The following is a 22,910-nucleotide window of genomic DNA, read 5'->3' on the forward strand; positions in this document are numbered from 1 at the left end:
GCTGGTCCACGGCTTCTGCCCCCTTGGATGTCAGGCTTCAGGCGGCACCGGTTTCGGATGGCCGGCCTCGTCCAGCGCCACCATGACGAAGAGGGCATCGGTGACCTTGTCCATCCGGTCCGACAGGTAGCGTTGCGCCCACGCCTCGACCTTGAGCGTCATCGAGGTGCGGCCAACCTTGATGACGTCAGTATAGATGCACAGCGTGTCGCCGATCTTCACCGGCATTTCGAAGGCCATTTCCTTGACGGCGGCGGTGACGACGCGGCCGCGGGCCCGCTCGGCGGCGCGGATGCCGCAGGACAGGTCCATCTGCGCCATGACCCAGCCGCCGAAAATATCGCCGGCGGCATTGGCGTCGGCCGGCATGGCCAGGGTGCGCAAGGTGAGGTCGCCGTTCGGTTTCGCCATGATCCATAATCTCCGTTTATCCGATGTAACCCAAGGACACGGGATCGGAAAAGACCCCTTCGGGAAATATCCCCGGGCATGGCGCTCCGGCGCAAGCGCGGTGAGCGACGGGCGAATTCAGTGTTTTTAGCTTCACTTGTTAAGAAAATAGAAATCTACCGTAATCATCGTGTGATTGTAGAAACAACAGGGGACTGGTTGCATGAAACATTTTCGTATTTCCGTGCGTCTCTATGCGCTGGTGGCACTGGTGCTGCTGACGATGGCTGCCATGATGACGCTGAGCCTGTTTCAGGAGCAGGACAAGCTGGTGACGCAGCGCAAGGCCATGCTGGCGGCGATGAACGAGAACGCGGTGAGCGTGCTCGATACCTATTACAAGCAGCAGCAGGCCGGCACGCTGTCGCAGAAGGATGCGCAGGCGCGCGCCATCGAGGTGATCCGGGCGATGCGCTATCAGGACAATGGCTATTTCCTTATCACCGATATGAAGAGCGCGATGATCATGCATCCGATCAAGCCGGAGCTTGATGGCACCGACCAGAGCGAGAACAAGGATATAACCGGCAAGCACATGTACGTCGAGTTTGTCAAAACAGTTCGAGCCGAAGGCAAGGGGTTCGTCGATTATTACTGGCCGAAGCCGGGCGCCGAGGAGCCGGTGCTGAAATATTCGCATGTGGCCGGTTTTGCGCCCTGGGGCTGGATTGTCGCCACTGGCGTCTATGCCGACGACCTGGCCGCGATGTTCACAGAAGGCCTGATCGAGGTTGCGGTGGTCTGCGGTCTTGCGGCGCTGGTCATTCTGCTTGCAGCCCTTGCGATCGTCCGCAGCGTCGTTGGGCCGGTCGAGCGGCTGAAGACCGCGATGCGGGCGATTGCCGATGAGGATGTCTCGTCCGCCATTCCCGAAACCGACCGCAAGGACGAAATCGGCCAGATGGCCAACGTGCTGGCGGTGCTGCGCGATTCCGTCAAGGAGCGCATTGACCTGCGGGTCCGCGAAGCCGACCAACAGCGCCAGCTCGATGACGAGCGGCGCAGCAACGAACAGCGTGCGCAACTGGACGCGCAGACCCAGGCCGAGGCCATGAGCACGGTCGGCAGCGCGCTGGAAAAACTCGCCAGCGGCGACCTGACGGCAGAAATCGAAAGGATCGCTCCGGAATATTCCAAGCTGCGCGAGGATTTCAATACGGCTGTCACGGCACTGCGCGGCGTTGTCCAGTCGATCACCCAGTCGACCGAAGTGGTTTATGGAAGTGCCGGCGATATTTCGCAAGCCGCCAACAACCTGTCGCGCCGCACCGAACAGCAGGCGGCAGCGCTGGAAGAAACGGCGGCGGCACTCGACCAGATCACGTCGACAGTCAAGAGCTCCTCCGAGCGGGCAGCAGAGGCCCGTGAAATGGTCACCGAGACCAAGGAAAGCGCTGCCAAGTCCGGCGATATCGTTCGCAATGCCATTGGGGCCATGAGCCGGATCGAAGGCTCTTCGACCAAAATCAGCCAGATCATCGGCGTCATCGACGAGATCGCCTTCCAGACCAACCTCCTGGCGCTGAATGCCGGCGTCGAGGCGGCGCGGGCGGGGGACGCCGGACGCGGATTTGCCGTCGTCGCGCAGGAAGTGCGCGAACTGGCGCAGCGCTCGGCCGGTGCCGCCAAGGAGATCAAGGAGCTGATCCGCACCTCCGCCACCGAAGTCGAGACCGGGGTGACACTGGTGCGCTCGACCGGCGACGCGCTGATGGAAATCGAAGGTCTGGTCAACCGGGTGAACGAGCATGTGGCCTCGATCGCCACGGCTGCCCGCGAACAGGCAACCGGGCTTGCGGAGGTTAACACGGCGGTCAACAGCATGGATCAGATGACCCAGCAGAATGCGGCGATGGTCGAGGAGACGACCGCGGCCAGCCAGACGCTGGCGCAGGAGAGCCGCGAGCTGAAAAGCCTGCTGCAGACCTTCCGCCTTTCCGCCGACAGCCACCAGACCAGCTACAGCCGAGCCGCCTGACCTCTCCACAGGTGGAACGGCCGATTGCCCGCGTTCGACGATGAACTGCCCCCCGAAAGTTGGACACCAACTTCGGTCGGCAGCTCAAGGGGACGCGGGCTTTTTCCTGTGTCTGGTTCTGTGGATGGATGGTTGCAAACCGCGCAAAAATACTATCTGAAGATTTGAATGCTCCTTGCCGGACATGTGCGCAGTGCGCTTGACCGTGGCGGCTTTCGCTCCAGAATGGAGCCGTGATTCAAGGTGTTACAGCGTTTTCTCGTGCCGATGGCTGGAAGATGCGCAATGGGGAGGACTGAATGAGGCCGTTTCAACGCGTTATGATCCGGATTGCCGCACTGGCGGCACTGTCGCTGGGGGCCTTGACGGCCTGCACCGTCGTCGTCGATGAGCCCGGCGGGCGGCCAAGGCCGCGGCCGGAACCTTCGTTCCCGCAAATGTGCACGATGGAATATAATCCGGTCTGCGCGCAGCGCGGCGGCAATCGCCGAACCTTCGGGAATGCCTGCCAGGCCCGCGCCGACGGATACCGCATCACCGGCCGTGGCGAATGCCGTCCGGAGCGGCCCGATTTCGGCGGCGACCGGCCGCAGGTCTGCACCCGTGAATATGCACCGGTGTGCGCCCGTCAGGGGCGGCGCGAGCAGACGTTTGCGAACGGCTGCATGGCAGAGGCTCGGGGGTTCCGGGTGATCGGCCGCGGCGAATGCAGGCGCGGCAACGACAGGCCCGACGATGGCATGCGTCCGCCGCGCGATCCGGATCGCCGGCCGCAGGCCTGCACCCGCGAATTCGCGCCGGTCTGTGCCCGCCAGGGACGCCGCGAACAGACATTCCCGAATGCCTGCACGGCGCAGGCCCAGGGGTTTCGCGTTGTTGGCAACGGCAGTTGCCAGTGATCTGAGCTCAACCGCCAAACGAACCGCTGCCAAGGGAGCGGTTCGTTTTCTTGCATTCAAAGTAAACCTCCACCTCCGGTGGAGGACTGGACGAGTTCTACACTGTAGTTGAGAGACCTCCCTGCTTGAACCTGCTCAATAACTACAGACGCGGCCCATCATCAAATCTGCCCCCGGTCGAAGAACAGCTTCGGGATAAGGACTTTTTTGCAGCGTAGATATTCCGCAACATTTTTTCCGAGCGCATCGTACGCTCCGGTACTCGAAACGCCTTTGCCTAGCAGCCCACGATTCAGGAAATGAACCGCTCGGATGCGAGGAAACTCAACCCGCTCGATCACCCCGTTGATATCGTCATCCGCAAGAAGTTCACGCATGCGACCGATGGTCATGAACGACCGCAGCCATTCCCATTCGTCGTCGTGGCGCACGAACAGCCCGACGTTCGAGTTCGTAAATTTGTCTCCCGATCGACCAAAAACGATACTCCCCAGCGGAGCCTCGACAAGTTCCCCGTACTTCAACTCGTCATACTCAACGTCTGGGTCGTGCGATTCCTGTTGCACACTTGCGGTTTCAAAGGCCGGGAGAATCTCGATCATCTCGCCGTCCTGCAAATGAACCCGATGAGAAACCTTTCTGGTGTCGAGCAAAGTCGGCCAGTATTCGATAAATTCCCTGGGATAACCGAGGCGGAAGTCATAGTTGCATGTCGCCCCTGGATACGACTGCATCGTGTTGTTGATTAGCACACGCAGGAAGTTGTTCGGTGACAACGTTTCCTCGTCCTTCGCCTGAGCGAAAACCCGAACGTGGACCGTCGCCTCCCGCTGACTTTTAGGATTATCCGGCACCGATCCGTACGCGTCAAAACGCAGTTGCAAGAATTTCGTCGGGTCGAGGATCCTCTCCGCCTGCAACCGGATCATCTCTAGCTTCTGTTGGATGTCGAGGCCGACCAAGAACCAGTGTACTTCCGCAGCGTATCCGCCCTTGCAACTGACGCCGACCTTGGCGGTTGCGGGGGGAGCAATGCCGGTAATGCTTGATACCTTAACGCGATTCTTTGCGATGTTCGAAATCTCGATCTTCGCGAGATCGGCGGTAACGTCAGGGTTCACGTAAAATCGTCCCTGAAGCTCATAAAGCAATTGCGTGGTGACGGTCTCGCTGGTTACGACACCATCGCTCTCGTCACCTTTCGTGATCACCGAAGTGCCGTCGGCGCTGATTTCAGCTATCGGGTAACCGAGCGACGCCAGGTTCCCTATGTGCTTGAATCCGGGAAAGTTTCCGCCGGTGACGTAGCAACTACACTCAATCAGATGGCCGGCGACAAGGGCTCCGGCAAGGGCGTCATAGTCCTGCCGCTCCCAACCATGCCACCACGCTGATGCCCCAATGACTGGCGCTGCGTCAGTTACTCGTCCAGTGATTACGATGTCCGCGCCGCGCTTCAGCGCCTCTGCGATACCCCAACCGCCGAGATACGCATTTGCAGCGACAGGTTCGAGATGTGTGGGAAAGAGCGCACCAGTATCAAGATTGCGAAATTCCTTGCCCTCAGTGCGCAGATCCGCGAAGCTTGCCTGAAGATTGTCACCGTCTATGTATGCAATCTGTAAATTATAACCCCGTTCCTCAACCAGCCGCGAAATCAAAGTGCACAGAGCGCTAGGATTGAGGCCACCTGCATTCGATACAACCCGCACTTTCCCCTTCACGACCTCGTCGAGGGCAAGAGCCAGGCAGTCATAGAATGCTCTCTCATATCCGAGAGATGGATCGGCCTGCATCTCAAGCGCGAGCGTTGCGAGATTTATCTCGGAAAGCCAGTCCCCGGTGATCACATCGGCCTTTGTCTCCGAGAGAAGCATTTTCATGCTACCTATACGGTCGAAAATTGACCCTGAGATGTTTGCGATTTTGACGGCACTCTTGCTCATGTTGCTTCCTCCTTCGGGCATGTCGGCTGAAAAGCTTGTCCTTCTCCCGAAAGGTCAGCCCTCATCCAATCCAGCGTTGACGCGGCCGCACGCACGTCTGGCGTGAGGTCCACATAGAGGGCGGCAATCTCGCTCTACTGCGTCTTGCGCCCATGCGCTGACCTTGCGGTTTTCACAGGCCATATGTAAAATACTATTATGCGCTATGCATGATACTTACAGAATATCAAGGATTGGGTAATGGACGTTCGTCAGCTTCGCCAGTTCATCGCGGTAGCAGAGGAACTTAATTTCCGAAAAGCAGCGGAACGGCTCGGCATCGCGCAGCCGCCTCTGACAGCGGCAATCAAGAAGATCGAAAATGAAATAGGTGTGCGCCTACTTGATCGCACCAATCGCATTTCCGGTCTCACCGATGCTGGCGAAGTCTTCCTTGAGGAATCGCGCCGTACACTTGAACAACTGTCCAAGGCCATTCAACTGGCCCGCGAAGCTGAACATGGAAAGATGACCGTGTTCCGCCTCTCTTTCGTCGATAGCGCGGCAGGACACATACTTCCAAAAATCGTTCACACGCTACGTTTGATTTTTCCGAGGGTCGACCTTGATCTGACGGAGGCAGCGACAATCGAACAGCTTCGAGACTTGAAAGAAGGGCGGATCGATGCCGGCATAGTCGCGCTTCCAATTACTCAGTCGGGCAAGGTGAGACTGTCTAAAATCTTCATCGATAAGATGGTTATTGCCCTTCCGTCGACGCATCGCCTCGCCACTCTGCAAGAGATACGACTTTCTGATCTCGAGGCAGATGAATGGATCATATTTTCGATCCATCAGGCATTGCACGACCTGATCGTAAAGGCATGTATGAAAGCGGGTTTTGTTCCCCGGATTGCCCAGCGGGCGAGGCAGATCCAGACTGCACTTGGTTTAGTCGCTGCAGGTGTAGGGGTCGCCCTGATCCCGCGATCATCGGCTAGGGCACTCCCCGGTGTGGTGTTTGCGGAACTCAAAGGCGCAAAGGTGAACTACGAAATCGCGCTCGCCTATAATAATAGCAGCCCCATTATCGATGGTATCCTCGCCATCCGGCATCACGATCTTGGCGCCACCCCGGAGAGCACAGGGAACGGCCTCGCTTCGCCCACCAGGGCCCCGCGTTCGCGTCGGACCCCGCCTCAACGGTGATACTCTTCACGGGGGCGCAGATTGCGGTCGATTTTGACAACTGCTGGAGAGAACTGATCGTGCTGCGTATTGTTTCGCTGAATGTCTGGGGCGGGCGGGTCCACGCGCCGCTGATGCGCTATCTTGTTGAGGTGAATGCGGATGTGATCTGCCTGCAGGAGGTGGCGCGCACGCCTGCAACCCCCTGCGACTGGCTGATCTATCGCGACCATGACGTCGAGTTGCCGCAACGGGCCAATCTGTTCGAGGAAATCCGTGCAGCCCTGCCGGGGCACGATGGTTTCTTTGCGCCGACGGCGCGGGGGGATCTGTTTGATGGCGACAGGGCCGTGCCGTCCGAATTCGGGCTGGCGACCTTCGTGCGCAAGTCCCTGACCGTCATCGCCCAGGCGCAGGATTTCGTCCATGGCGTCTTTTCACCCAAAGGCTGGGGCCCGCATCCGCGTGCCCGCAACGCCCATTGCCTGCGCATCTTCAATCATGATGGCGGGCATGGTGACGGGTACCCGGTCAGCATCGCACAGATGCATGGTCTAAGGGATATTGCCGGCAAGGGCGATACGCCGGCGCGGGACGTGCAGACGAAGGCGTTGATCGAACTGATCGGGCGTGTCTGGCATGGTGGCGAGCGGCTGGTCGTCTGCGGCGATTTCAACGTTCTGCCTGAGAACCGCATGTTTGCGGCCTTGGCCGGACTTGGATTGACGGATCTGATCACGTCGCGCGGGCATACCGACACCAGAACCTCCTACTATGAAAAGCCGGGGCGTTTTGCCGACTACATGCTGGTGACGCCGGATGTCGAGGTTCTCCGCTTCGATGCGGCCGCAGAGCCGGAAGTCTCCGACCATCGGGCGCTGCTTTTGGAGATGCGCTAGGGGCGGTCCGCATAAGGGACGGCAGCCGCATATCTCCAAACGGAAATATCTTCCGATGCCGGCATTTTTTTTCGCCCTGCGTGTCGATTGCCGCCTGGATCGTTCGTCGTAGAGGTACGGGCTTGAGCCCGTGTCACGAATGGACCTTCAAGGAGACGCAATGCCCAAGATGATTTTCATCAACCTGCCGGTGACCGATCTGGCGGCTGCCACCCGCTTCTATCAGGCGATCGGATGCGAGAAGAACGACCAGTTCAGCGATCACCGCTCGGCCAGCATGGTCTGGTCGGAGACGATCACGTTCCAGCTGGCGACATCCGATTATTTTGCCACCTACACACCAAAGCCGGTTGCCGACGCGCACAGGACGACGGAGGTGCTGCTTGCCTTGTCGATCGACAGCCGCGAAGGCGTGGACAGACTGGCTGAAGCGGGTGCTGCCGCTGGCGGCAAGGCCGATATTCGCAAGCCTGAGGACAGCGGTTTCATGTATAACCGTGCCGTCGAAGACCCCGACGGCCATGTGTTCGAACTGATGTGGATGGACATGGGCGCTGCCTGAGGCGACAGGCAGGCTGCGAGGGGATGGGAGCTGCTGCGGATGCAAATCGATGTCACCACGATCGGGTTTACCCAAAGCACCGCGGCGGACTTTTTTGGCCGTATCCGGCAGGCCGGCGTGAAGCGGGTTGTCGATATCCGCCTTCACAACACCTCGCAGCTTGCCGGTTTCGCCAAAGCCGCGGACTTGCCGTATTTCCTGAAGGAGCTCTGCGGAGCCGATTATATGCATCAGCCCTTGCTGGCACCGACGGAGGATATCCTGACGTCCTTCAAGAAGGAGAAGGGCGACTGGAACACGCTGCGCCATGGGTTCATGAACCTGATGGCGCAGCGGCAGATCGAGAGCCGTCTTGAGCCTCAATCCTTTGCCGGCAGCTGCCTGCTTTGCTCCGAAGCGCTGCCGCACCAATGCCACCGCCAGCTGGTGTGCGAGTATCTCAACGGAAAATGGGGCGGCAAGCTCTCCGTCCGGCATCTCTGACGGGGCGGTTTTCCCGCCTTGCGCACGGGTAACACCGATAACCGGTCATGCTTTCGAAAGCCTTCGTTTACCCTGTTTGCATAAAATCCTCTTCAGTTGCGGTCTTTTTGGATCTGCGCCCGCCTTTCGACACAGGCGGCCCGCAGGTTTTGCGTGGGGACCGGGCGAATGCGGGTGATGCGTTTTGATGCATCGCCATCGGTAGAGGCGGCAATTGAGTATGGCGTATGTTTCCCTTTTCCGGCGGCCGGCGGCAGTCTTCGTGCTGTCTGTGTCGCTCGCAGCCTGCTCGACAGACGATCTGAGCCCGCCGGGCCGGATCGATTCCTCGGCCCGGGTGAGCGCCATCGAACCGGTGAGCCGCCACGCCCGCGGCTCGCGGGAAAACCCCTATCCTGCGGCGGCCACCCCGGTCAGCACCTTTTCCGAAAATTCCGACCCTGAAAACTCTGGCGATGCAATTCCGGCCGATCCGCGCCTGCAGGCAACGCGTGAGCGCCTGCCGATGATCGACAGCGAACCGGCAGCGCAGCCGCTCGCCATTGCCAGCGCCCAGCCGATGGCCGTGCCCGCGGAAGGCGTCAACATGGATGCGATGCTGGGCGTCGAAACCGGATCGACGCCCGTTGTCGGCCTTGCCGAAGAACAGAACCGTGAGATTGCCGAGGGCAATGCCAGCCAGCCGGTGGTCGGCGGCATCGGCGGCGACAGCGTGCAGCAGCTTGGCGGGCCGCAGGAGATGCCGGTGGCAGAGGCCGACCCAGGCTATGATCCCGACCTGCCGCCATTGAGCGCGGAAAAACGCGCCGCCGAGGAGGCGCGCAAGGCGCAGTTTCTCGATCAGCAGCAGCGCGTGATGTTGCGCAAGAGCCAGGCGCAGCAGGAGCAGCAGGTGGCTTTCCTGCCGCGTGCCGGAAATCCGCTGTCTGAAACCGATGCCGAGCCTGATTTCACCGGGCGGATGCCCGCATCCGAAGTGGCCTGCCGCCAGCGGCTGAAGACGCTTAGGGTCGAATTCACCGACATCCCGCGCATCTCCAACGGCCGGGCCTGCGGCATCGACTATCCGATCGAGCTGACGGGGCTTTCCGGCGGCATCGACATCAAACCGGCGGTCAAGCTCAACTGCGAGGTGACGGAAGCCTTTGCCAAATGGGTGAAGAACGAGCTCGCGCCGTCGGCCCGCTACCGCTATCTCTCCGGCGTCAAGACCATCAAGCCGCTCGGCGGCTATTCCTGCCGGACGATGAATTCCAAGCGCGGCAACCCGATGTCGGAGCATGCGCATGGCAATGCCATCGATGTCGGCAAGTTCGTTTTGAAGTCCGGCAAGGAGATCGATGTGCGCAAGCCGGGCTTCTTCGCCTTCCGCGAAAAGGGCCTGCTGAAGGCGGTGCGCAGCGACAGCTGCAAATATTTCAACACCGTGCTCGGCCCCGGCAGCGATCCGCAGCACAAGGACCATTTCCATTTTGATCTGAGAGACCGCAAGTCCGGTTACCGGCATTGCGACTGAGAAACGGCGCCGCGCTGTAAAGGCAGGGCGGCGTACCGGCTGCGCGCAAAAAAATGGCCGGCAAGAGCCGGCCTAAAATGAACCTCACCGAAGGGGACTGCGGGCGGGTTCTTGCAAATCACGAGCGACATATGTGCCCCACGGCGCGAAAATGGCTGATGACCATCACCATTTCATGACAGCACGGGGAAAACGTCCGAGACCTTGCCGCCTGTGCGGGCAGGCCTGATTTGCAGATACGGTTTGCCAGCTACGGTTTGCCAGCTGTACCGGCACTTCCGCCCTCCGGCGTCACGCTTCGCCGTTCGAGTGCGGTCTTGCGGATGATCTCGGCGATCTCGGGGCTGCTGCTGGAAAGCATCTGGAAATCCACCGAATAGAGCGACAGCAGCGACACCTCGGTCGCGGCGCTGACGGTGGCCGAGCGGGGCGAGCCGCTGATCAGCGCCATCTCGCCGAAGAAGCTGCCGGAACCAAGCTCTATCGGGTTCGGTGTCTGGACGATCACGCGGCCTTCGACGATGAAATACATCTGGTCGCCCCTGTCGCCCTTGCGGCAGATGACGGCGCCGGCCGGCACGGTCCGCGGCCGCAGCGACCGGACGACTTCGACGAGTGCGGCCGGGGCGAGTTTCTGGAACAGCGGCACTGCGGTGACGAGCTGCCAGTTGCGGACAAAATCCTGGCGGCGGACTTCCTCGTAAAACCCGGTGGCGAGGATGCCGGCCCAGAGCGCAAAAATGCCGATGCCGCACATCATCACCAGCCCGCCAAGGACGCGGCCTGCAAAACTTTGCGGAATTTCATCGCCATAGCCGGTGGTCGACAATGTTGTCACCGCCCACCACATGGCCTGGGGCATGCTGCCGAACCTGTCGGGCTGGATATCGCGCTCGATCAGGTAGGCTGCGAGCGACGCGCCGAACAAAATGATGCCGAAGACCGAGGTGACGCCGGCCAGGTTGCGCCTCTCGTTGGAGATAACCCGGGCCATCAGCCGGAAGAATGTCGATTCGCGCAGAGGCTTCAAAAGCCAGATCGCGCAGTAGAGGCTCTGGTCGCGGCGACCAATGAACAGGAAGGCGGCGAGCGGAACCACGACAGCCAGCACGTCGATGGCGACTGCCGGTATCCTGTCGCGGGTTGACCGCCGGATGACCAGGGTTCCAATCAGTTGCAGGCCGTAGATCGTCCAGATCCCGGCAAGCAGCATCTCCAGCGCGAACCTGACCGGTTCAGCGATGTCCGGCGTGGTGAGCGCTGCAACTGCCACGAGCCCCATGATGGCCAAGAGCACGTTGAGCGGCGCGGATATTCTCGAGAAAGGCATTGCCGGCATTCAATCCCCCAGGCCCCAGCGCCGTCACTCCGTTGCGACAATAGAATGCCTTTGGTACAAGCGCAAAGGGGTGGTGCAAGACCAAGTCTCGATTCGCTTTCATGCACCAGTTGAGGGGTGGTTCGACCGGTTGACGGTCTGTTTTCGTCTTTTTGCGATTTTGCAGCTGAAATTTTCGGCAGAACACCCCATATAGGGCATCTCTTTCCGCATCCTGTCCTTCCGGAACACATTTCATGGCGCCCATCGTTTCCGTTTCCAATCTTGTGAAGACCTATGCTTCCGGCTTTCAGGCGCTGAAAGACGTCAGCCTCGATATCGAGGAGGGTGAAATCCTCGCCCTTTTGGGGCCGAACGGCGCCGGCAAGACGACGCTGATCTCGATCATCTGCGGCATCGTCAATCCGACCGGCGGCACGGTGCTGGTCGGTGGACATGACGTCGTCAAGGATTTTCGCGCCACCCGCTCGATCATCGGGCTGGTGCCGCAGGAACTGACGACCGACCAATTCGAGACGGTGTGGAACACCGTGTCCTTTTCGCGCGGGCTGCACGGCAAGAAGCCGGACCCGGCCCATATCGAGAAGGTGCTGAAGGATCTGTCGCTCTACGACAAGAAGGACAACATGCTGCGCGAGCTTTCCGGCGGCATGAAGCGGCGGGTGCTGATCGCCAAGGCGCTTTCGCATGAGCCGCGCGTGCTCTTTCTCGACGAGCCGACGGCCGGCGTCGATGTCAATCTGCGCAAGGACATGTGGCAGGTGGTCGAGAAGCTCAGGGAAACCGGCGTGACGATCATTCTGACGACGCACTATATCGAAGAGGCCGAGGAGATCGCCGACCGGGTCGGCGTCATCAACGGCGGCAAGATCCTTTTGATCGAAGACAAGAAGGACCTGATGAAGAAGCTCGGACGCAAGGAGTTGCGGGTCGATCTTCAGGAGCCGATCTCGGCCATCCCCGAAACGCTGTCCGGCTATGAGCTGACGATCGAGGATGACGGTCATTCGCTGATCTACGACTACGACACATCCGGCGAGCGCACCGGTATCACGACACTCCTGACGGCGCTTGCTGAAGCCGGGATCAGGCTGAAGGACATCTCGACGCGGCAGAGTTCGCTTGAGGACATTTTCGTCGAACTGGTGGGAGCACGCGCATGAATTTCGAAGCGATCAAGTCGATCTATTTCTTCGAAATGGCCCGCACGCGCCGCACGCTGCTGCAGAGCGTCGTCTCGCCGGTCATTTCGACATCGCTCTATTTCATCGTCTTCGGCGCCGCCGTCGGATCGCGCATCCAGGAGATTGACGGGGTTTCCTATGGCGCCTTCATCACGCCGGGTCTGATCATGCTGACATTGCTGACGCAGTGCATCGGCAACGGCTCGTTCGGCATCTATTTCCCAAAGTTCACCGGCACGATCTACGAGCTTCTGTCCTCGCCGGTGTCGATGACGGAGATTGTGCTCGGCTATGTCGGGGCGGCGGCGACCAAGGGCATGATGATCGGCATCATCATCTTGGGGACAGCCTCGCTGTTCGTCGATCTTTCGATCGCCCATCCCCTCGTGATGCTTTTGTTCTTCGTGCTGACGGCCGTCACCTTCAGCCTGTTCGGCTTCATCATCGGCATCTGGGCCAAGGATTTTGAACAGCTGAACCTGATCCCGATGCTGGTGATCCCGCCGCTGGTCTTCCTTGGCGGCAGCTTCTACTCGGTCAACATGCTGCCGCCCTTCTGGCAGGCCGTCAGCCATTTCAACCCGGTGCTCTACCTGATCAGCGGCTTCCGCTGGAGCTTCTTCGAGATCGCCGACGTCAATCCGGTGATCAGCCTCGTCATCATCATCGGGTTCCTGGCGGTGCTGATGGGATTGCTGACCTGGATATTCAAGACGGGGTATCGGCTGCGGAACTAGTCGGGGAGACAATAGGCAATAGGCGTTAGCCAATAGGCAGTAGGGTTGGGGAGGCCGTCGTAACCGCATTTCCGACTGCCTACTGGCTACTGGCTATTGGCTAACGCCATTCTACTGCGTCACCTCTTCCAGTTCGCATGCCTTCGTGTCGATCGTCATGGCGTTGCCGCGCCAGACGAAGGCGCCGCTGCCCCAGCTTCTGATCCAGACCAGCGGCAGCATGATGTCGCGAACGAGGATGGCGGGCAGGAAGAGGAGTGATACGCGCCAGCCCTTGGCAAGGCCAAGTGCCAGTTCCGGCAGATAGATTGCAGCGACGACGGCTAAGGCGATCTCAGGCGCATTGACGCCTGCGAGAACGGCGGCGGCGACCGCGAAGAGCAGCGGCGGCATGGCGCCCAGCAAAATTTCCGGTGCGAAATACATCGGAAAGGTGACGCGGCGCAGGCGTGCCCATCGTGCCTGGCGCGACCACACGTCGTGGCGGGTGCGGCTGCCGAGCGGCTGGTCGAAGGGAGAGGAAACGAGATGGACCTTGTATCCCAGGCGATTGACCAGCTTGGTTGCGGCGGCATCCTCGGCGATCTCGGCGGCGAGCGCTTCGATGCCACCATTGCAGTCGAGTAGCGGCCGGAACCATAGCATGCTCTTTCCCTGCGCGAATCCGAACCCCAATGCTTCGCCAGCATATTGCCAGCGGGCCTGCAGCGTGTTCAGGAACATGCATTCGACCTCGGCCCAGAAACCTTCCGGCCGCGCGCCGATCGGCGTCGAGCACACGAGACCTGTGTTCTCGTGCCAGCCCGCCATAAGGTGAGCCACGTAGTCCTTCGGCATCAGCACGTTGGAATCGGCGAGGATCACCCAGTCGTGCCGGGCGGCCTTCCAGCCCTTCACGCAGTTGTTGAGCTTCGGATTGGCGCTGATCCGGTCGTCGCCGGTCAGGATGCGCGTGGGAATGCCGGGATTTGCGGCCATCGCCTTGCGCATCTCGGCAACAACCGGATCGCGCGGATCGACGACGCAAAAGATCAGCTCGTAGTCGGGCCAGTCGAGCGCGAAGGCGTGCGCGAGCGTCTCGACGGCGAACGGTTCGATGCCGCGGGCGGGCACGACGATCGAGACCGGCGGCCGTTCCTTGACCAACGGAGCCGGTTTCCCGCTTCGCACCATTCGCCAGCCGGCGATGATGATGCTGAGAAGATTGACCAAGACGAGGATTGCGGCCGCAGCGGCAAACGCGATGATCATGCACTGTTCCTTGCTCGCATCGCCGCTTCACGACGAATCCGCCGCAGCAGCTTTGCGATCCAGCAACATCATTGTCATATGACACGCGGATGACAGGCGGGCGCCCTAGCGAGGTTCGCCGGGGTGCGAGAGGTTTGAAAAGCCGGCCCTCGACACTGGCGGCCAGCCTCTTCGTTTGTCGATTTCGGGCATGGGACGGCTGAAAACGGCCCTGATTGCATTGGTCGACCCGTCATTCGATTTGACCATCATCAGCATATGGAGCTGTTCGTCTTTGCGGACAAATCCGAGGTCGAAGGGGGCGTTGCTGTAGACGGCGGATGTTTTGTCTCGCCATTGGCCAGCTCCGGCAGCAAGCAGCATATGTCCGCGGCGATCGGCCTGCATGACGGCCGACCAGCCGTTGTTGGCCGTTACCGTCAGAATCTCCCCGTGCCTGACGATGGCGATGAGGCAGGCTTCACATCGGCCGGCATTTGAATCCACCTGCTGCCACCGCCCGTGAAATACGGGCTCGTCAGCATATGCGGTGACGGCGGGTAGCGTTGCAGCCGCAACGATCAGCACCGATTGCAACAGCCGGTTCATGCACGCCCTCCGTTTTTCCTGTTAATCCCTCAATCTCAACTCATCCGTCTGCATCTGCAGGAAATCCAGCGTCGACAGGAAGCTCATGCCGAGCAGGCTTTGGTCGAGCTTGCCCTCTTCAGCGACCATGGCCTTGATGTCGTTGCGGACGATCGGGCCGATCGATACTTCTGCGAGGGTAACGGGCGCCGCGCGGGATTCGCCGTTGGCGGTCGAGACCATCTGGGTATAGGCGAGGCTGGCTGGGTTGAGGCCAAGCGTTTCGGCATCCTCAAAGGACAGCGCAATGCGGCTGGCACCCGTGTCGACCAGCATCCGGACGGTGGCGCCGTTGACGGTGACCGGCGTTTCGAAATGGCCGTTCAAAACCTTGTGCAGCACGACTTCCTGAATGCCTTCATTGTCGGTGAAAACGGCAGCGCGGCCGGGGACGAGGCCTGCGGCCAGCCGGTTGCCGAAGGACTGCAGGTCGGTGCGATAGAGATAGCCCGACACGAGAACGAGAATGATCAGCACCCAGATGCCGAACTGGCGCAGGCTCTGGCCGATGTGACGGCGGCTGTGCACGATGCCGCTGGCGAACATCGCAGCGATGGCGCCCAGCATGACGAGGCGGCCGAAATCGTCATTGACGATGCCGAGGGTGCGGCCGCTGTCGTGATTGAGGATAAGAAAGACAAGGCCGGCGGCAAGGATGCCCAGAAGAATGGTCAGCCTGGTCATTCGCCGCCCACTCTTTCGCGCGCCATGCGGGTGCGGCGCGTTTCGCGGCGCGGTTTACGCTCGACTGTTTCCAGCCGCGCCGGCAGGCTATCCATGATGTCGCGGCGCTCCTCCGACGTGTAGAGCGTCCAGGCGCCGATCTCGTCGCGCGTGCGGCCGCAGCCGAAGCAATATCCGGTTTTCATGTCGATCGAACAGACGAGAATACAGGGTGTTTCCATAGAGGCGCGACAATCCGGCAAGCAGTGGTTCAGACTTATATCGTCGTTTCAAATAGCTAGCGCAAGGGCGGCGAAAACGGCGATTTCGGTCAACTGTTGTGTGGCGCCGATTGTGTCGCCGGTATGGCCGCCGATCTTGCCGTTGACGATTGCGCTGAAGGTCGGGACCGTTGCTGCAAAGGCTGAGATTGCCAAAACGGCGGCAAGCAGCGATGCGCCTGACCAAAGCAGCAGAAGGGCTGCCGACACGACTCCGAAAACAAGCGCAAAGGTGACTGCCGAGGCCTGCGGTTCGCCGGCAGACGCGGCGACGCCATCCTGGCGGGCAGGGGGCAGCTTCGACCAGTGCCAGACCATTGCCGTGCGGCTGAGCGTGGCTGCCGCAAGCACCAGCAATCCAGCGCCCGTCGGCGACACCAGCGGCAGGACGGCTGCAAGTGCGGAAACCCTGAGGCCGAAAGACAGAATGAGGGCAACTGCGCCATAGGAGCCGATGCGGCTGTCCTTCATGATAACAAGCGCCTTTTCCTTGGTCTTGCCGCCACCCAGCCCGTCCGCGGTGTCGCTGAGACCGTCTTCGTGCAAGGCGCCGGTGAGCAGCGCCTGGACCGCCACGGCGACGAACGCAGTGAACAGCGGTGAGACCTGAAGGGCGGTGAACACCGAGACGATGGCGCCGGCCGGTAGCACGATCAACAGCCCGGCTAGCGGAAAGGCACGCACGGCGCGGCTGAGACGGCCGTCGAAATTGACGAAATGGCGCTGTGGCATGTGGATGCGGCTGAGGAACGCGACCGAGCGTGCCACGTCATCGATGAAATCGCGGATGTCGAACATCTGGTGTATCCCCCATGCCGATCCGCCCCCGCGAATCAGTGTTTTCATGGCGATCATGCGACGGCGACACGAACCGGCGCAAATGCCGTTGCCGGATTTGTCGCCGCGCTTTATGAGGAAGCACCCTTGCGAGGCCTGGCTTCGCTGGCGACGATACAAAAGAGACGACACAAGGATTTGCACTATGAGCGCCAGCGGCCTGCCGTTCGACGATTTCCGTGAATTGCTGCGTAACCTGCCGGGCCCCGACAGCGCCGCTTTGGTGGCAGCGCGCGAGCGCGACGCACAACTGACGAAGCCGCCGGGCGCGCTTGGCCGCCTTGAGGAGATCGCCTTCTGGCTGGCGGCCTGGACGGGCAGGGCGCCCGCCGTCAACCGGCCGCTGGTGGCGATCTTTGCCGGCAATCACGGCGTCACCAAACAGGGTGTCACGCCGTTTCCGCCATCGGTGACGGCGCAGATGGTCGAGAATTTCGCAGCCGGCGGCGCCGCCATCAACCAAATCTGCGTCAGCCATGATCTTGGCCTGAAAGTATTCGATCTGGCGCTCGACTATCCGACCGCCGATATCACCGAAGAGGCGGCCCTGTCGGAGCGCGATTGTGCCGCCACCATGGCCTTCGGCATGGAGGCGGTTGCCGGCGGCACGGATCTTTTGTGCATCGGCGAAATGGGCATCGGCAACACGACGATCGCCGCCGCAATCAACCTGGCGCTCTATGGCGGAACTGCGCAAGACTGGGTCGGTCCCGGCACCGGATCGCAGGGCGAGGTTCTGGCCCGCAAGATCGCTGCCGTCGAAAAGGCAGTGACGCTGCATAGCGACCATCTCTCCGATCCTTTCGAGGTTCTGCGCCGCCTCGGCGGCCGCGAGATCGCCGCGATGGCGGGTGCGATCCTGGCAGCGCGCATGCAAAAAATCCCCGTGATCATCGATGGCTACGTTGCGACAACGGCCGCCGCGATCCTCAAGGCCGCCAATCCGGCAGCGCTCGATCATTGCCTGATCGGTCATGTCTCGGCAGAGCCCGGCCACATGAAGGCGATCGAGATGCTCGGCAAGACGCCGCTTTTGGCACTCGGCATGCGACTTGGCGAAGGCACGGGGGCAGCACTCGCCGCCGGTATCGTCAAGGCGGCGGCGGCGTGCCATACGGGCATGGCGACGTTCGCGCAGGCCGGCGTCAGCAACAAGAGCTGACCGCCGTCCTCTTGCTGTCGGGCTAGCAAGGCGCGTGCATTCCAGTCTCGCAAAGATGCGTGCCCAAAAGGCGATCTTTTGCCGATACCGTTATACCAAGTCTCGATGATAGGAACCTATAGGATGGCTTATGGCCGATCTCCGGCTAGGCGCGATGCGCAGGGCGATGCTTGCGCATCGGACAAGTATCGCAACAACGCCGGAGACCGGCCATAAGCCACCTTCGGCCGGCTTCTCGGGCTTTCTGGCGTCGTCGAGGTCCTTGACCGATGCGCAAGCATCGCTCTGCGGACCTCTCCTAGCCAGTAAGCCCGATCGAGCCGGTCCTATAGGTTCCTATCATCGAGACTTGGTATCAGTTGCGGGCCTTGCCAGCCTCAGAGCGTAATGCCGGGGCTTGATAGGCCGTGGCTTCTCCCCTATTGCGAAGCGGCGATCCATTTGATGATTGCGCGCCCGTGTTCACGGCGCATTCAGGCTGATGTCAGTATCGCGTGTTCCTTGCGGCATTTTGCAGAGTACGGAGCGAGCATGTATCTGAACGGGGACTATCGTCGAATGACCAGCGGGAAGCCGGTGAAAAAGCTGACGGGGATCCGGCATTTCTTTGCGGCCGCGACCTATTCTTTTGGCGGCGCCAAGCGGCTGCTTGGCGAAGCGGCTTTTCGCCATGAACTCGGCGCGTTTGTTGTTGCGATGATCGCGTTTGCCATTACTGGCGCAACCTTCTTCCAATATGTAGCGGCGTTCGTGCTGTTTCTGTTGATGATCGCATTCGAGGCGCTGAACACGGCGATCGAGGAAATTGTCGATCGCGTTTCGCCGGAAATTTCCGAGATGGGCAAGAATGCCAAGGATCTCGGCTCGCTCGCCTGCCTGTGCATGATCCTCGCCAATGGCGGCTATGTCGCCTATGTCGTGATTTTCTCGCATTTTTTCAGCGTTTGACGCCTGAAGCCGACAGGCTGCAACTATAATCCCTCCGGGTTCGTCAAATTTATGTGAGCGGATTCCGGTTGTCCCGGCGTCATTAAAACTTGACGCGAAACATCATGATTATATACCGGGTCCGCCGGACAGGATGGTCCGCAGACAATTCGGAGAGGTTTCCATGACAATTTCCTTCACAGGTTCAGCAGGCGCTCTGGCGTTCGCTGCCCTTTTCGCCAGCACAGGTGCGACCGTTGCCCTGGCTCAGGAAGATATCGGCATCGTCGTCTATAACGCCCAGCACGAGAGCCTCGGCGTCGCCTGGGCCGAAGCCTTCACCAAGGAAACCGGCATCAAGGTGACGCTGCGCAAGGGCAGCGACATGGAATTCGCCAACCAGATCGTCCAGGAAGGGGCCGCCTCGCCGGCCGATGTGTTCCTGACGGAAAATTCACCGGCCATGTCGCTGGTCGATGGCGCCGGGCTGTTCGAACCGGTCGCCGCCGATACGCTGGCACAGGTGCCCGAAAATTTCCGCCCGTCGAACGGGCATTGGATCGGCGTTGCCGCGCGCTCGACCGTGTTTGCCTATGACAAGACCAAGCTGACCGGGGACAAGCTGCCGAAGTCGATGCTCGATCTGGCCGATCCGAGCTGGAAGGGCCGCTGGGCCGCTTCGCCGTCGGGCGCCGACTTCCAGGCGATCGTCAGCGCACTCCTCTCTCTGAAGGGGGAAGAGGCGACGGCATCCTGGCTGAAGTCGATGAAGGAAAATTTCACCGCCTACAAGGGCAACTCGACCGCGATGAAGGCCGTCAATGCCGGTGAAGTCGAAGGTGCGGTGATCTATCACTACTACTATTTCGGCGATCAGGCGAAGACCGGCGAGAACAGCAAGAATGTCGCGCTGCACTTCTTCAAGAACGAAGATCCGGGCGCGTTCGTCAGCATTTCCGGTGGCGGCGTGCTTGCTTCCAGCCAGCACAAGGAAAATGCCCAGAAGTTCCTGGCCTGGCTGACCGGCAAGGGCGGACAGGCTGTCCTGCGTGATGGCACCTCGTTCGAATATGCCGTCGGCAACGGAGAGGCTTCCAACAAAGCCCTTCCGGCGTTGAGCGACCTGCAATATCCGAAGGTCGATCCGGCAACACTCAACAGCGCAAAAGTCACAGACCTGATGACGGCAGCCGGTCTGCTGTGATAGGCAGAGTTTAAACCTGAACGGAACGCTCCGGTTAGGTACCGTAATTCCGGACTACCGGTGACATTCGCAGCCGCTCGATTTGAGCTGTTGCGAATGTCGTTTTGGTTTGAAAGCAGAGATTTTGAACGCCACCGCGTTTACAGCCCAATCCGCTTCCGCGCTGCAGCGGTTGATTGCCGCCGCCAGAGGACGCTCCAGGGTTCCTTATCTCTGGGTCACGATCACTGCTGCTTTCGTGTCGCTCGTCAGCCTGATGCCGCTTGGTTTCATTGCCTGGATCACGGTCCAGACCGGCTGGGAAACCGCCTCGAAGCTGATCTTCCGTGGCCGCGTCGGCGAACTGCTGATCAATACCGCACTTTTGGAACTCTGCACGCTGCCGCTGACGATCGCGCTGTCCGTCGCGCTCGCGTGGCTGACGGAACGTACCGATCTGCCCGGCGCGCGGCTCTGGTCCTTGCTGGCCGTGGCGCCGCTGGCCGTTCCGGCCTTCGTGCACAGCTATGCCTGGATCAGCCTGGTTCCCGGGCTGCATGGTCTTTCCGGCGGCGTTCTGGTGTCCGTGCTGGCCTATTTTCCGTTTCTCTACCTGCCCGTGGCGGCACAGTTGCGCCGTCTCGATCCGGCGATCGAGGATGCGGCGGCCTCGCTTGGCCTTGATCCGTGGCAGGTGTTCTTCCGCGCCGTGCTGCCACAGTTGCGGCTGGCGATCTGTGGCGGTTCGCTCCTGGTCGGGCTGCATCTGCTCGCCGAATACGGGCTCTATGTGATGATCCGTTTCGACACGTTCTCGACGGCGATCGTCGACCAGTTCCAGTCGGCGTTCAATGGTCCGGCGGCGAACATGCTGGCCGGCGTGCTGGTTTCATGCTGCCTGCTGCTGTTGCTCATCGAAGCGGTCTTGCGCGGTGGCGAGCGCTATGCCCGGGTGGGCTCTGGCGCGGCGCGCCCGGCCGAGCGCCGCAGGCTCGGTAGGATGCTTTTCCCGGCGCTGGCGCTCAATGCCGTGACGGTGGCACTGGCGATCGGCGTGCCGTTCGTCACCCTGACGCGCTGGCTTTATATCGGCGGCACGGACATCTGGCGGATCGATGTAGTCGGCGGCGCGTTCGGCCAGACGATCCTCCTCGCACTCGCCGGTGGCGTCCTGGCGACGATTGCGGCGGCACCGATGGCCTGGCTGTCGGTGCGCGCGCCCGGCCGGCTGCAAAGGGTTCTCGAAGCCTGCCACTATTATGTCGGTTCGCTGCCCGGCGTGGTGGTGGCACTGGCGCTGGTGACGGTCACCGTGCGGCTGGTGCTGCCGCTCTACCAGACCTTCGCGACGCTGTTCCTCGCCTACATCATGCTGTTTCTGCCCCGCGCCATGGTGGGCTTGCGCACCAGCATCGCGCAGGCGCCGGTCGAACTCGAGCGTGCCGCCATGGCGCTTGGCCGCACACCGTTCCAGGCGGTGCGCCAGACGACGATGCGGCTGGCGGCGCCGGGCATTGCGGCAAGCACGGCGCTGGTGGCGCTTGGCATTACCAACGAATTGACGGCGACCTTGATGCTGTCTCCGACCGGCGTCGACACGCTGGCGACAAAATTCTGGGCGCTGACCAGCGAGATCGATTATGTCGCGGCAGCACCCTATGCGGTGATGATGGTGCTCTTGTCGCTGCCGCTCACCTTTCTTCTCTACGTGCAATCCAGACGGGCAACCGGACAATGACGTTTCTGACACTCGATGCCATCAGCAAATCCTACGGCCCGACCGTGGCGCTCGACGCCATCGGCATGAGCATAGAGGCGGGCGGGCGCACGGCGATCGTCGGGCCTTCCGGGTCCGGCAAAACCACGCTGTTGCGTATTATCGCCGGTTTCGAGACGCCGGACAGCGGTTCGCTGGTGCTCGGCGATAGGACGCTTGCGAGCAACGATGTGCTTGTTCCGGCACATCGGCGCGGCATCGGCATCGTTTCGCAGGACGGCGCGTTGTTTCCGCACCTAACCGTCGCCGACAATATCGGCTTCGGATTGGCCAAGCACGCTCCCGGTCGCGATCAGCGGATCGCCGAACTGATGGAGATGGTCGAACTTGACGGGGTCATGGCGGCGCGGCGGCCCCACCAGCTCTCCGGCGGCCAGCAGCAGCGCGTGGCGCTGGCCCGTGCTCTGGCTCTCAAGCCACGGCTGATGCTCCTCGACGAACCGTTTTCGGCGCTGGACACCGGCTTGCGCGACACCTTGCGGCGGTCGGTTGCCCGTGTTCTGCGTGCCGCCGGCACCACCGCGATCCTGGTGACGCACGATCAGGCGGAGGCTCTGTCGTTCGCCGACCAGCTGGCTGTGCTGCGCCAAGGCCGGCTGGTCCAGTTCGGACCGCCGCGCACGCTCTACGGAAAGCCCAGGGATCGCGAGACGGCGACTTTCCTCGGGGAAGCCATCCTGCTCGATGCCGATATCGCTTCAGGCCGGGCGCAATGCGCTTTGGGGTCGCTGACGGTCGACGCCGGTCTGAAGGCCGGGCAGGCGACCGTCATGCTGCGCCCCGAGCAGATACGGCTGAAAACGGCGGCTGCCGGGACCAGGATCGAGGGACCGTTCGGACGCGTCGATGATGTGGAATTCGGCGGCGGCAACTGCATGGTTCTTGTGAGGCTCGATCGCAGCGACCGGGCGATGCCGGATTTCCTGTCGATCAAATGTGTCGGCGCCGACATTCCCGAGCCGGGCGATCTGGTGGGGATCAGCGTTTACGGCACGGCACATGTGCTGCCCGACTAATACCAAGGATTAGAACCCATAGGATC

The 22,910-nt window shown here is 61.1% G+C and carries 22 protein-coding genes; 14 read left to right on the top strand and 8 right to left on the bottom strand.

Annotation, left to right across the window (positions count from 1 at the left end):
* Positions 1-30: 30 nt before the first annotated feature.
* On the bottom strand, positions 31-411 hold the full coding sequence (locus tag AC1D17_RS07455; RefSeq protein WP_477564773.1) for an acyl-CoA thioesterase: 381 nt from the start codon (positions 409-411) through the stop codon (positions 31-33).
* A 202-nt stretch (positions 412-613) separates the two neighbouring features.
* On the opposite strand from AC1D17_RS07455, the gene AC1D17_RS07460 reads away from it, so the two are divergent.
* Positions 614-2,428 carry a methyl-accepting chemotaxis protein gene (locus tag AC1D17_RS07460; RefSeq protein ID WP_477564774.1) on the top strand — a complete coding sequence of 605 codons (1,815 nt, stop codon included), beginning with the start codon at positions 614-616 and terminating at the stop codon, positions 2,426-2,428.
* A 299-nt stretch (positions 2,429-2,727) separates the two neighbouring features.
* Positions 2,728-3,327: a Kazal-type serine protease inhibitor domain-containing protein gene (locus AC1D17_RS07465; RefSeq protein WP_477564775.1), complete on the top strand. Its 600-nt coding sequence runs from the start codon at positions 2,728-2,730 to the stop codon at positions 3,325-3,327.
* A gap of 161 nt (positions 3,328-3,488) precedes the next feature.
* On the opposite strand, the gene AC1D17_RS07470 is transcribed toward AC1D17_RS07465, so the two are convergent.
* A complete protein-coding gene (locus AC1D17_RS07470) occupies positions 3,489-5,273 on the bottom strand; it encodes an acyclic terpene utilization AtuA family protein (RefSeq protein WP_477564776.1) in 1,785 nt (594 codons plus the stop codon).
* Between the two features lie 240 nt (positions 5,274-5,513).
* Here AC1D17_RS07470 and AC1D17_RS07475 point away from each other — a divergent pair, with 240 nt between their 5' ends.
* The 5 genes from AC1D17_RS07475 (at position 5,514) to AC1D17_RS07495 (ending at position 9,900) form a co-directional block, all read left to right on the top strand.
* A complete protein-coding gene (locus AC1D17_RS07475; protein ID WP_477564777.1) occupies positions 5,514-6,461 on the top strand; it encodes a LysR family transcriptional regulator in 948 nt (315 codons plus the stop codon).
* A 62-nt stretch (positions 6,462-6,523) separates the two neighbouring features.
* Entirely contained in the window at positions 6,524-7,339 is an 816-nt protein-coding gene (locus AC1D17_RS07480; RefSeq protein ID WP_477564978.1) for an endonuclease/exonuclease/phosphatase family protein, read from the top strand.
* Between the two features lie 160 nt (positions 7,340-7,499).
* A complete protein-coding gene (locus tag AC1D17_RS07485; RefSeq protein ID WP_477564778.1) occupies positions 7,500-7,901 on the top strand; it encodes a VOC family protein in 402 nt (133 codons plus the stop codon).
* Positions 7,902-7,940: 39 nt separating this feature from the next.
* Positions 7,941-8,384, top strand: a complete 444-nt coding sequence (locus tag AC1D17_RS07490; protein WP_477564779.1) for a DUF488 domain-containing protein — start codon at positions 7,941-7,943, stop codon at positions 8,382-8,384.
* A 220-nt stretch (positions 8,385-8,604) separates the two neighbouring features.
* Entirely contained in the window at positions 8,605-9,900 is a 1,296-nt protein-coding gene (locus AC1D17_RS07495) for an extensin-like domain-containing protein (RefSeq protein ID WP_477564780.1), read from the top strand.
* Between the two features lie 250 nt (positions 9,901-10,150).
* Here the strand turns inward: AC1D17_RS07495 and AC1D17_RS07500 are convergent, their stop codons facing one another.
* Positions 10,151-11,239 carry a cyclic nucleotide-gated ion channel gene (locus AC1D17_RS07500; RefSeq protein ID WP_477564781.1) on the bottom strand — a complete coding sequence of 363 codons (1,089 nt, stop codon included), beginning with the start codon at positions 11,237-11,239 and terminating at the stop codon, positions 10,151-10,153.
* Between the two features lie 236 nt (positions 11,240-11,475).
* On the opposite strand from AC1D17_RS07500, the gene AC1D17_RS07505 reads away from it, so the two are divergent.
* Both AC1D17_RS07505 and AC1D17_RS07510 read left to right on the top strand, forming a co-directional pair.
* Positions 11,476-12,402 (top strand): ABC transporter ATP-binding protein, encoded by a 927-nt coding sequence (locus AC1D17_RS07505; RefSeq protein WP_477564782.1) that lies wholly within the window; start codon positions 11,476-11,478, stop codon positions 12,400-12,402.
* Positions 12,399-13,160: an ABC transporter permease gene (locus AC1D17_RS07510; RefSeq protein ID WP_477564783.1), complete on the top strand. Its 762-nt coding sequence runs from the start codon at positions 12,399-12,401 to the stop codon at positions 13,158-13,160. The genes AC1D17_RS07505 and AC1D17_RS07510 overlap by 4 nt, the downstream gene beginning before the upstream one ends.
* Positions 13,161-13,271: 111 nt before the next feature.
* Here AC1D17_RS07510 and AC1D17_RS07515 read toward each other — a convergent pair whose 3' ends face one another.
* From AC1D17_RS07515 to AC1D17_RS07535, 5 genes are all read right to left on the bottom strand, one after another.
* Positions 13,272-14,411: a glycosyltransferase gene (locus AC1D17_RS07515; RefSeq protein ID WP_477564784.1), complete on the bottom strand. Its 1,140-nt coding sequence runs from the start codon at positions 14,409-14,411 to the stop codon at positions 13,272-13,274.
* 105 nt (positions 14,412-14,516) lie between these two features.
* Positions 14,517-14,999: a hypothetical protein gene (locus AC1D17_RS07520; RefSeq protein ID WP_477564785.1), complete on the bottom strand. Its 483-nt coding sequence runs from the start codon at positions 14,997-14,999 to the stop codon at positions 14,517-14,519.
* Positions 15,000-15,020: 21 nt separating this feature from the next.
* Positions 15,021-15,722: a TIGR02281 family clan AA aspartic protease gene (locus AC1D17_RS07525; RefSeq protein WP_477564786.1), complete on the bottom strand. Its 702-nt coding sequence runs from the start codon at positions 15,720-15,722 to the stop codon at positions 15,021-15,023.
* A complete protein-coding gene (locus AC1D17_RS07530) occupies positions 15,719-15,943 on the bottom strand; it encodes a DUF1289 domain-containing protein (RefSeq protein WP_477564787.1) in 225 nt (74 codons plus the stop codon). Before AC1D17_RS07530 ends, AC1D17_RS07525 begins: the two co-directional genes overlap by 4 nt.
* Before the next feature lie 48 nt (positions 15,944-15,991).
* Positions 15,992-16,780: an adenosylcobinamide-GDP ribazoletransferase gene (locus AC1D17_RS07535; RefSeq protein WP_477564788.1), complete on the bottom strand. Its 789-nt coding sequence runs from the start codon at positions 16,778-16,780 to the stop codon at positions 15,992-15,994.
* A 184-nt stretch (positions 16,781-16,964) separates the two neighbouring features.
* On the opposite strand from AC1D17_RS07535, the gene cobT reads away from it, so the two are divergent.
* The 5 genes from cobT (at position 16,965) to AC1D17_RS07560 (ending at position 22,884) form a co-directional block, all read left to right on the top strand.
* A complete protein-coding gene (gene cobT / locus AC1D17_RS07540) occupies positions 16,965-17,981 on the top strand; it encodes a nicotinate-nucleotide--dimethylbenzimidazole phosphoribosyltransferase (protein ID WP_477564789.1) in 1,017 nt (338 codons plus the stop codon).
* Positions 17,982-18,539: 558 nt separating this feature from the next.
* Entirely contained in the window at positions 18,540-18,929 is a 390-nt protein-coding gene (locus tag AC1D17_RS07545; RefSeq protein WP_477564790.1) for a diacylglycerol kinase, read from the top strand.
* 163 nt (positions 18,930-19,092) lie between these two features.
* Positions 19,093-20,112: an iron ABC transporter substrate-binding protein gene (locus tag AC1D17_RS07550; RefSeq protein WP_477564791.1), complete on the top strand. Its 1,020-nt coding sequence runs from the start codon at positions 19,093-19,095 to the stop codon at positions 20,110-20,112.
* A 223-nt stretch (positions 20,113-20,335) separates the two neighbouring features.
* Entirely contained in the window at positions 20,336-21,829 is a 1,494-nt protein-coding gene (locus AC1D17_RS07555; RefSeq protein WP_477564979.1) for an ABC transporter permease, read from the top strand.
* Positions 21,826-22,884 carry an ABC transporter ATP-binding protein gene (locus AC1D17_RS07560; RefSeq protein ID WP_477564792.1) on the top strand — a complete coding sequence of 353 codons (1,059 nt, stop codon included), beginning with the start codon at positions 21,826-21,828 and terminating at the stop codon, positions 22,882-22,884. Before AC1D17_RS07555 ends, AC1D17_RS07560 begins: the two co-directional genes overlap by 4 nt.
* The last annotated feature ends 26 nt before the right edge of the window (positions 22,885-22,910 follow it).

The organism is Pararhizobium sp. P1_E7 (genome assembly GCF_056405855.1).